We start from the raw sequence: 9,542 nt of genomic DNA, 5'->3' as shown, positions 1-9,542 counted from the left end.
CTTCTCAAGGGGATGAAGATCGAGGACCAGATTAGCGATGAGGACTCGCTAGAGAGCGTTTTGTAGCGCGCTTTCCAGCTCTTCAAGCTTAGCGCTCCAACCCTCGGGAAGCGCAATTGCCTTGAGCTTTCGTATGGCTTCACGAATTTCTGTTCCTGTAAGCGACAGCCTTGAGAATGCTCTCTTCAAGTCGCTTGCCTCAACCGAACTTGCAGGGACAACAGAAAAGCTTCTCAGTAACTCGCCCTCCGGCCGAGATTTCCACCTCAACTTTGAGTCCGCAACATGCCTAACCTCCACAACCTGGTTACCGACAGCAAATGTTTTATCAGAGCCGTTGCTCCAGAGCACCGTTTTGACCGGTGCCTGGGTCTGGAACCCTAGCCTGTATGCCGACTCAACGCCCTGGCGTACAATTGTGTAACCATGCCTTTGCGCCCATTTTCTCGCTATCTGCTCAGCACTTGCTGTGACTTTGACAGATGGCATGCCCGCCAGGGTCATGGGACGCGCATACATCCCCTTGGCTACGCGCTCGATCAAACCTTTCTGAACCAATCGGCTCAGTGCTTTTTGCACTGCTGCAGTTGTGCCCAAATCGTAAAACTGCTTATTCGAGATCGGGGTGCCACGCTTCATACGCTTCAGTCGCCTAGCTATCTTGGCGGACGTAGACATGTTTTTGTCCCTTGATGTGCGGGTTGATTGTAGTCCGTCAACGTTTGGAACAAGAAAGCCGCTCCGAGAAGCGAGTTTCAGTGCAAGAGCATTAGCCGCTAGTTACCCTGGCGAGCAGTATCAATGGTTAGCCTGGGGCTAATTTTGTTGCTTTATTCTTTCGCAGGAGTGCTGTCAGATGAGAAATAAGCGGCTACTTCCGGTGTGAAAGTGATCTTTATCCCCTTCAAACTATGACTTGTTCTCAGTACCCATTTAGCCTTCTCAAATCCATGATCGGCACCCCAGCGGAATGAAGTATCTAGCATCAATCTGTCAGTCAGCTTGCCCAGGATAAGGCTCACATTGATGCCCTTAAGGCCGACTATTTTCGCAATTCTAACGTGATCGAACGAGACTTCGGGAAATGCAGCGTGACCAGCCTGAAAAGCTACTTTGGCCGCATCAATGAAATTTACCGTTTCAGGCGTCATTGTTTTAAGTGAATCATGCATTGCCTTCTCAAAGTTAGGACCACGAACTATTCCCATGGTTATCTCCCGTCTAGAAATGCTGGATGAGTCATATGCCCGACCAAAATATCGATTCTCGTGGCCTGACCTCCTGGATTCGACGTGTCTCGGAGGTAAATAAATGAGCAGTTCTGCAACATAGTCCAACAGCCTTTTAATATAGTGAAAAATAATCTTCATTGGTTTATCAATAGCGATTGGCTATCATAGCTCGCGTCATGGCGCCGGCCAACTCTAAATTTCATGAACTGCGGATGAACTGTATAGTCCCGTGATGCCCCTGTGAAACTTCTAACTGTGATCGACAGGTGCTGCCTCTGACTGGCGGGAAACGGCGTGAGGTCGCTGGTGCTGCTGAAGCTGGTGGGACACGGCGTGAGATCGCGGTGCTGTCTGAAATAGGCGGTGGGACACGGCGTGAGATCGGCTCGTGCTGCTGAAATAGCCGGTGGGACACGGCGTGAGATCGCGGTACTGTCTGAAATAGGCGGTGGGACACGGAGTGGGGTCGGCTGGTGCTGCTGAAATAGCCGGTGGGAGGAGATGTGAGGTCGCTGGTGCTGCCTGGAATAGGTGGTGGGACACAGTGTGAGGTCGCTGGTGCTGCTTAGAACAGGTGGTGGGACACGGTGTGAGGTCGCTGGTGCTGCTTAGAACAGGTGGTGGGACACGGCGTGAGGTCGCTGGTGCTGCTTAGAACAGGTGGTGGGACACGGTGTGAGGTCGCTGGTGCTGCTTAGAACAGGTGGTGGGACACGGTGTGAGGTCGCTGGTGCTGCTTAGAACAGGTGGTGGGACACGGCGTGAGGTCGCTGGTGCTGCTTAGAACAGGTGGTGGGACACGGTGTGAGGTCGCTGGTGCTGCTTAGAACAGGTGGTGGGACACGGTGTGAGGTCGCTGGTGCTGCTTAGAACAGGTGGTGGGACACGGCGTGAGGTCGCTGGTGCTGCTTAGAACAGGTGGTGGGACACGGTGTGAGGTCGCTGGTGCTGCTTAGAACAGGTGGTGGGACACGGTGTGAGGTCGCTGGTGCTGCTTAGAATAGGTGGTGGGACACGGCGTGAGGTCCGCTCGTGCTGCTGAAATAGCCGGTGGGACACGGCGTGAGATCGCGGTGCTGTCTGAAATAGGCGGTGGGACACGGAGTGAGATCAGTTGTTGCTGGCTGGATGTGGGTGGGACACGGCGCTTCAATCGCGGAGCTCTACCGGATGCTGTAGGGACATACAAGGGTAATCGCGAAAATCCCTAATGGGGTGGTGGGACAACAGGTATAAATGCATAGTATCTGACGGAGATTGTGAGAAACCTTCGGAACTAGGGGATAACGATCTCTCTCGCTGGTCACACCACTTTGCAGGTGTCGCGGCTACGATGCATCCATTGCGGTGTAACCATGCTGTCGACATCAATGTCAGAAGCACGGTCGCATTGTACGCAATTTGATCTGGCTAATATGTGAGCAATGGCGGAAGAAGGTGTAAGCTTTTGCTCACAAATTTGTTCGGGGATGGTAGTTCCGGTCCGCCCGCCGCTCTGCCTCAGAAACCTGAAGGCACGTGGCTGCAGCAATCAGGTTACTCACAGTTCAAGGACTGGATAAGGTATTCTTCGATCAGACGCAATCAGATAACTCACAGGTCGGGTCTTATACTCCGTAGCTACATGTCGTCGCCTCCGAGAGCAACCTCGGCTCAGAGTAATCAGATAACTCACACGTTGAAGGCTGGCTAAGTTGTTGTTTTGAGATCGATAATCGGATAACTCACAGGTCGGGTGTCTACCGGCTCCGTAACAACATCTCGCCGTCTCGGAGAGCCACCTCAGCTCAGAATAAGCAGATAACTTACACGTTGATGTAACGACCCAGTGAATAACTGCACATGCTACAGTTGCCCCAATAAGGGAACGAAGCATGACGAACGAACCAGAAATCAAACGCTGGAGTGCCAAGCGCAAGGCTGATCTGATCAAGCAGATCTATCGCGGGCAGACGACCATTCCAGAAGCTGCACGGCAGTATGACCTGACCCAGGCTGAGATCGAGCGCTGGCTTGATGATGCTGAATCCGGGATGGAAAACGCCCTCAAAGCGAACCCCAAGAACGTTGCAGAACAGTATGAGAAGCAGATTCAGGATCTGCAGAGCGCCTATGGCGAAGCCATGCTGGAGAACCGTTTTCTAAAAAAGTTGCGCAGCCATCTCGACCAGGACGAGAACTGATTCAGCGAGTTGTTGCTGAGATGGCTGAAGAAGGCGCCGTGGTGACTGTTTCTCAAGTCTGTCGCTGGGCCGGCTACTCACGCAGAAGCTGGTACTACAAGACAAGCCGAGCTAAGCCGAAGATCAATCTGGAGCTTGCTACGCGGGTCAAGCGGCTGATCGATACCTTGCCCTACGCAGGCTACCGAACGGTCGCCTGGCTGCTGGGCGAGAACAAGAATACGATTCAGCGTCTGTTCCAGCTGAAAGGCTGGCAGGTGCGCAAGCGGCGCGTTGGTATGCGCCCGCGGGTAGAGGCAAAGCGGTCATTCGCCGAGAAGCCTAATGAACGTTGGGCTACCGATCTGGCTCGAGTCTGGTGCGGTGAGCAGCATCGCTGGTGTGCACTGGCTATTGTCATGGACTGCCATACCCGCGAAGCACTTGGGTGGCGTCTCAGCTCTGCAGGCAATGCAGCCACAGCAGAGGCTGCACTGGAAGAAGCCTTGATCTATCGATACGGCGCATTAGGTCGAGCGCCGGATGAGATAACACTGAGGAGCGACAACGGTTTGGTTTTCACCTCGCGAAAGTTTACCAAGACCGTGTACCAATACGGTTTAAAACAGGAGTTCATTCGACCGCATACGCCTCAACAAAACGGCATGGTGGAACGTCTGATCAGAACTGTGAAAGAGCAATGCCTTTGGCTTCACAACTTCCAGAACCTGGACGAAGCCCGGCAAGCACTGAGAGCCTGGTTCTTGTATTACAACGACCATCGCCCTCATCAATCACTCGGAATGAAAACTCCGAATATGGTCTACCAATTAGCAGCGTAGGTGTGCAGAAAGGGCTGGGTCGTTACATTGATGGCTGGCTAAGTTGTTGTTTTGAGATCGATAATCGGATAACTCACAGGTCGGGTGTCTACCTGCTCCGTAACAACATCTCGTCGTCTCCGAGAGCTACCCCGGCTCAGAATAATCAGATAACTCACATGTTTAGAGCCTGGCTAAGTTCTTGTTTTGAATTATATAATCGGATAACTCACACGTCTGGCATTTATATTCCGTGACTGCCTAGTCGCCTCCGAAAGCCATTTCCGACTCGAAATAACACAGCCGTTTTAACTGGACTCGAAGGTCATGGTACGGGCGCGTTGCCTTCAACATCGGGGTTAACTTATGAAGCAGGCCCCGCGAATATCTGCCTCTCCGCAGAGTCCACTCCGCGCAAAGAGCCTCCGGTTTTACTGGTGCTAAGGATGATCACGTTTCAGGGAACGTCTCAGCAAGGCTATAACATTGTGCTATTGATTTAGATTTCCAGCTCGGCATTCTGCAAAGCTGACTTTTTTCGATCTTCAGTCTTATCTTCTTAATTCTACCTTCGCGTTGCCAAGACCCCGGAGCTGGAACCCTTGGCTTAGCAATTGCCGGTGTATAAGACTGCTTGAATGGGCTTGTGGCGTGTAGAAATGCCCATGGGCATCAGCTTGGCGCTCGAAAGGTACCACCCGTGGAGTTGAGGATTATGTCTGTCAGCGCTCGTCTGAAGTATTGGTTGGTGAGCGGTACGTTGCTGTTGCCCGTCAATACTGTGGCGGCAAAAAACTGCCGAGACAGAGCTGCTCGCCGAGATCGTGACCAGTTATGGTAAATGCCTGGATGTGGCGGTTGGTGTCTTCGCCACTGACGAACAGCGGCTAAATGCGAGCCGCTTGTTCATGCAGGCCTAACTGCGGCACATCCGAATAATGCTGGCGCTTGAGCATGAAGTCCGGAAGAGAGCTGAGCTCAACACGCTGGCCATAGTGTCAGCGTGGCTGGGAGAGCAGACCGTGGCAGAGTATATGCTCGCTCACCAGGGATCAAGCGAACAAAGCTTCAAAGTCATGACATTGTACCAACCCAAAGACATCAGTCGTTTGGTTCGAAGTCCAGGTGTTCCAGGCATTAAGGCGTTTCACTTTCGTGCAGATAGGATGTCTGCTATTCAGCTTCCCGCAGCCAATCATTTGGTTTCTATGGACTCTTCGATTGTGCCAAAAACCTCGCGAGATCGCTGCCAGTCGGCATCGTTGGCCCACTATCAGCCCCCAGTAAACCCGTATCCGTTCTACTGAACAGTGCTTGAAGCACAATATCTCTGGAATCCTTGTCCATCTCAGATTCGTTTGACAGTGCGAGGTAAAGATAGGTGAGTTGTTCTCGCTCCTGTGCGTCCCGCATGAGATGAAAGGAGCTGAAGGTGATTCGAGCGAGCACCTTGATGACGAAGGCGTATAAAGCAGCAATAGACGCAAACAGAACAATACCTTGCAGTGTATTCAACTGAAGAGCAATTTCCTTTCCCTGTAGCCAGGTGGTAAACAGAGAATAGAATTGATAGATGCCAAAACCCATGGCTATCAGTAAGACAAGCAAGCTTAATGCACCATGACAAAAATACTTGTCGGCTGATTTCTTCCAGTATTTTGCGGGGCTCGAAAATTTCAATTTTTCAGTATAAAGCGTTTCAAGCTCGGCAATTCGCGTCTTCCAAGAGCTGTAACTCTCCTCGAAATTGGTACTGAATTCTGCACTCTGTTTCTGAAAGGAGCCGGCTTGCTCCTCCTGAAGCTGACGCGAACTCTCATAAGTTTCACTTATGGCGGCCTCTAACGCCTCTCGTCGCTCCTGGCCTTCTGTGAAAAGGTCACTGGTGCTACTTTCATAGCGCTTACTGAGGTTACCTAGAGAACTTTCGAAACTTTTCAACGATTTCTGCTTGGCCTTATCCATGACCTGGCTGAACTCAAACGCAAGCATGACGCCCCGAAAGTTGTCGTAATGGCGTAATTCTGGGAGTTGCTTCTTCGTCAGATGGAGAATGAAGACATTGGCAACGTCAAAATTTTCTTCGTTTACAATCTCAATGAAGCGCACAGCAGCGGGATGACCGCTATAAAGCCAAGCCGCCAGGTGCTGCTGCAGCGCCTGGCCGCGATATCTCATCAGATCACGGGAGATTCGTGCCGATCGGTCTTCTGGCGTTTCCTCATCAACCTGCTCTGTATTGAGGCCAGTTACGTACTTTGTCAATTCCTGGAAAAGACGATCATAGCTAACACGGCGACGAGCCTCTTCACTGAGGTTACTCTTGAGCTGTTCCCACGCCGCAATTTCATGCTTGTTGAATTCCACCAATTCTCTCAGTGTGCGGAAAGAGAACGTCTTGGCTGACATATCCTGAAGCGAAAAATCAATCTTGATATCTTGCATAAGCAGCCCTGTAGTAATTGCTAAAAAGACATGTAGCGCATGAGGTGATTGGTTTCTGTCGCCAGCACCCGTGTATAGATCTCCGTCTGCTCCAGGCTGGCATGTCCCAGCCAGTCCCTGATGACGGTCAGTGGCTCGCCGTGCAACACTGCGTTACACGCAAACGAATGCCGCAGCATATGCGGGTGAACACTGATTGGCAGTTTTGCTTTCTCGCTCAGCAATGAGATCCGCTTATAGCCCCACTGCCTGGTGTGCGGCAGCAGTCGATCCCCTGGCTTCAGCTCTGCACCATTGATGTAGCGCCGAAGTTCACGCACCAGGCTCATATCGGTAATCGGTACCCAGCGCTTTCGAATGACGTCGCGTTGTAGCTTCTTCTGGCGGCCGCGTTGCTTCAGCCGATCCAGTAGCACCCCAGAACTCCATTCATCGGTCAACGTCAGTTGACCAACGGTGATCGAGATCACTTCAGAGATCCGTGCCCCGGTCTGCCACAGTAGCCGCACCAGGAGATGATCCTTTGGGGTCCTGGCAACATTGAGGAGCTGATGCACTTCTGGTAACGACAGGTAAGATGGCAGCTCGGGATTGATCTGCAGACTGATAGGCCTGCGCTCGATCAGATGCTGCCAATTGACTTCTACAGGCCCGCGAAACAATGGCTCGACTGCTTCTGCGCGCGCCGCTGGAAGTCTGGAAACTGCCGGTGCCGGTGCCGGTGCCGGTAGCGAAGTCGATAGCGGATGCGGCACGCTTGACATCAGCTCACCATGGTCGAAAAGACAGCTGAGACGATATCCTTCACGGTCTCATAGTCATCGGGGACGTCATAGGCCTTCGGCCCCGTTTGGGCTGATGCTGCTGGCAGCAGAGTAATACGGCTTCGATCATCATCAATTCTGTCTACTGCAGCGATCATTCGCGCGTTGATCAGCGCCGGCTGTTCATTGAAAGGAATGACCTCAATAAGCCCCGCTTTTGCATTCACGATTTCTATAGCCATAGCTCGTTTGTCCTTTGTTTTTATTCCAACCACCGCGGCCAGATTCGTTGTCATTACACAACGAAAAATGAACCGCTGCAAATGGCGCACTTTCCGTCTGAACAGGCTGGTGAGCCCGCTATGGCAGCAAAAATAAGGGCAGGACACTGTTGTCAGACTGCAGGGTTATGACAACGGAGAGTGTTTATAAATAGGGCCAGCGGGGAAGGGCTTAGTACAGCAGTGAATTTTGCTTGAAGCTGCTGACGGACCTGAATCGAAGATTATTCGGGGGTGTCGGCAAGGTTCTCTTTCAGAATTACTGAAATTCTGTGCCGGCCGAACACGCGGTCGCGGCGGGGGAGTTTAAAACCCGCCCGTATGTCGGCGGCGAGCGCCAACACTTGTAATGCGAGTTTGGCAGTTTCCTGGCCCGAAGCATTGGCTACTTCATCTTCGCCGGCTGAATCGCCATCGCACTAACAATAACATGGAATTGTTGCAGCGCTGACGCCTCCAGACAAGCTGGAATGAAGACGCGATAAGATTGGGCTTTCCTAAAGCTTTTATGAAGTGCTCTGGTGAAGCAGAGCACCATTGGTCAGCTTCAGCCGAGTGGCACGATCAAGTTCGCATGCATTAGAGGATACGCGCCGCTGTTCGACTCTAGCTTCGACTGGCGATTATCGAGACTGACTGTTTGCTGAAGTTTCAACGGAGGATGCCTGGGACGTTTAATCTTTAAGCTTTAGCGACTCAACCCAACTGTTTTTTACGCCGAGAAAGTGATCTCTTAGGCGATCCTCAACGTGCTCCGCACTCCATACTGCAGCGCGCTCCAAATTTTTGCATTCCTCTTTCGAGGCTGCAATTTCCTTGTCGTCTACATATAGACAAACAGCTTTCGTAATCGGATCTTGTTTAAAAAAAGAAACGGGATGTGTAAGCTCTTCCTCTAACTGTGAGTTGGCAATCACTTTCCAGCGGCCTGATGTCACGGCCGAATTCATAACAGCTAATTTAAACAGAATGGGCCGATGCAAAATATGTTCAACGTCCGGAATAGAAGGTGTTTTGAGATCGTAAAAGGCCATTAGTGGCTCCCGCAATACCCGACCGAAACAATAGCTTTTATCTTCAAGCTCAATTTTGACAATGTCGCCGACAATACGCTTTTTGTTTTTTTCCATGATCAGCCCCCGAACTCCCGTTTAGCCTGTTGAAAGTAAAAGTCTCTCTTGCGATTACTCGATGAAATTCCGTTTATCGGGTTGCCTGACGACCCACCGGTTGACAGGGCTCCACCGAACGCATCAATTAACTGCTGCTCACGCCCTCGTACTGCCGCTGAGTTCGACGAAGATTTATCAAGAACTGCGGGACCGAAGCCTTTCTGGTTCATATGGTGACTGGAATCCCTTCGAGCGATATTCTCGAATGCTGTTCCCGTTCCACTTGTTCGTCCTGAATAAACTTCGCCGGTTTTAGGATGCGTTTTCGTATAGGTTTGGAAAGTCTTTCCAGTAGCGGTTCCAACATCTGTCGCCGCCTCAGTAGCTCGCATAGCTCGAATTGACGCGCCAGCGCCTGCAGGCACTGGTGTAACCAGCGCTGCAGTATCAACCACTAACCCAACTGCATCAAGTGCTGCGCCAGCGTAGTTCCCGACGGCCACATTCTTAGCGAACGCCGCGACACCCCAACCAATGTTCATCAGATCCCAGGCCGTCTCAAGATATCGTCCGTCTGGGTCCACATACTTATAGGGGTTGTTATTGACGTAGACATATCTATTAACCGACTGTGGACTACTCGGGTCAATGCCCACCGGATCTGGCGAAATAAACCGCCCCGAAGTCGGGTCGTAGAAACGCGCACCCATATGCACAAGGCCATC

General features: G+C 51.7%; 9 protein-coding genes. 2 read left to right on the top strand and 7 right to left on the bottom strand.

From position 1 onward, the window contains the following. Nucleotides 1-48 precede the first annotated feature (48 nt). Together ABD735_RS15075 and ABD735_RS15070 are read right to left on the bottom strand one after the other, a co-directional pair. Entirely contained in the window at nucleotides 49-678 is a 630-nt protein-coding gene (locus ABD735_RS15075) for a DUF6088 family protein (protein WP_344807900.1), read from the bottom strand. Nucleotides 679-830: 152 nt separating this feature from the next. After that, complete coding sequence (locus ABD735_RS15070) at nucleotides 831-1,208, bottom strand: hypothetical protein (RefSeq protein WP_344807898.1); 378 nt, start codon at nucleotides 1,206-1,208, stop codon at nucleotides 831-833. Between the two features lie 1,898 nt (nucleotides 1,209-3,106). Between ABD735_RS15070 and ABD735_RS15065 the strand changes: the two genes are divergently transcribed. Continuing rightward, on the top strand, nucleotides 3,107-3,415 hold the full coding sequence (locus ABD735_RS15065) for a transposase (protein ID WP_344807896.1): 309 nt from the start codon (nucleotides 3,107-3,109) through the stop codon (nucleotides 3,413-3,415). Then, entirely contained in the window at nucleotides 3,412-4,236 is an 825-nt protein-coding gene (locus tag ABD735_RS15060; RefSeq protein WP_344807902.1) for an IS3 family transposase, read from the top strand. Before ABD735_RS15065 ends, ABD735_RS15060 begins: the two co-directional genes overlap by 4 nt. A 1,185-nt stretch (nucleotides 4,237-5,421) precedes the next feature. On the opposite strand, the gene ABD735_RS15055 is transcribed toward ABD735_RS15060, so the two are convergent. From ABD735_RS15055 to ABD735_RS15035, 5 genes are all read right to left on the bottom strand, one after another. After that, nucleotides 5,422-6,660, bottom strand: a complete 1,239-nt coding sequence (locus ABD735_RS15055) for a DUF6161 domain-containing protein (protein WP_344807894.1) — start codon at nucleotides 6,658-6,660, stop codon at nucleotides 5,422-5,424. Between the two features lie 20 nt (nucleotides 6,661-6,680). Next, a complete protein-coding gene (locus tag ABD735_RS15050) occupies nucleotides 6,681-7,424 on the bottom strand; it encodes a tyrosine-type recombinase/integrase (protein WP_344807892.1) in 744 nt (247 codons plus the stop codon). Further along, a complete protein-coding gene (locus ABD735_RS15045) occupies nucleotides 7,424-7,666 on the bottom strand; it encodes a hypothetical protein (protein WP_344807890.1) in 243 nt (80 codons plus the stop codon). The genes ABD735_RS15050 and ABD735_RS15045 overlap by 1 nt, the downstream gene beginning before the upstream one ends. A gap of 713 nt (nucleotides 7,667-8,379) precedes the next feature. Then, a complete protein-coding gene (locus tag ABD735_RS15040) occupies nucleotides 8,380-8,835 on the bottom strand; it encodes an immunity 26/phosphotriesterase HocA family protein (protein ID WP_344807888.1) in 456 nt (151 codons plus the stop codon). A 2-nt stretch (nucleotides 8,836-8,837) separates the two neighbouring features. Continuing rightward, on the bottom strand, nucleotides 8,838-9,542 hold a 705-nt coding region (locus ABD735_RS15035), incomplete at its 5' end, for an RHS repeat-associated core domain-containing protein (protein ID WP_344807886.1).

This window comes from Allohahella marinimesophila (genome assembly GCF_039538005.1).
GTDB classification, from domain to species: domain Bacteria; phylum Pseudomonadota; class Gammaproteobacteria; order Pseudomonadales; family Oleiphilaceae; genus Allohahella; species Allohahella marinimesophila.
This window is presented reverse-complemented; position numbering and strand designations above follow the sequence as displayed.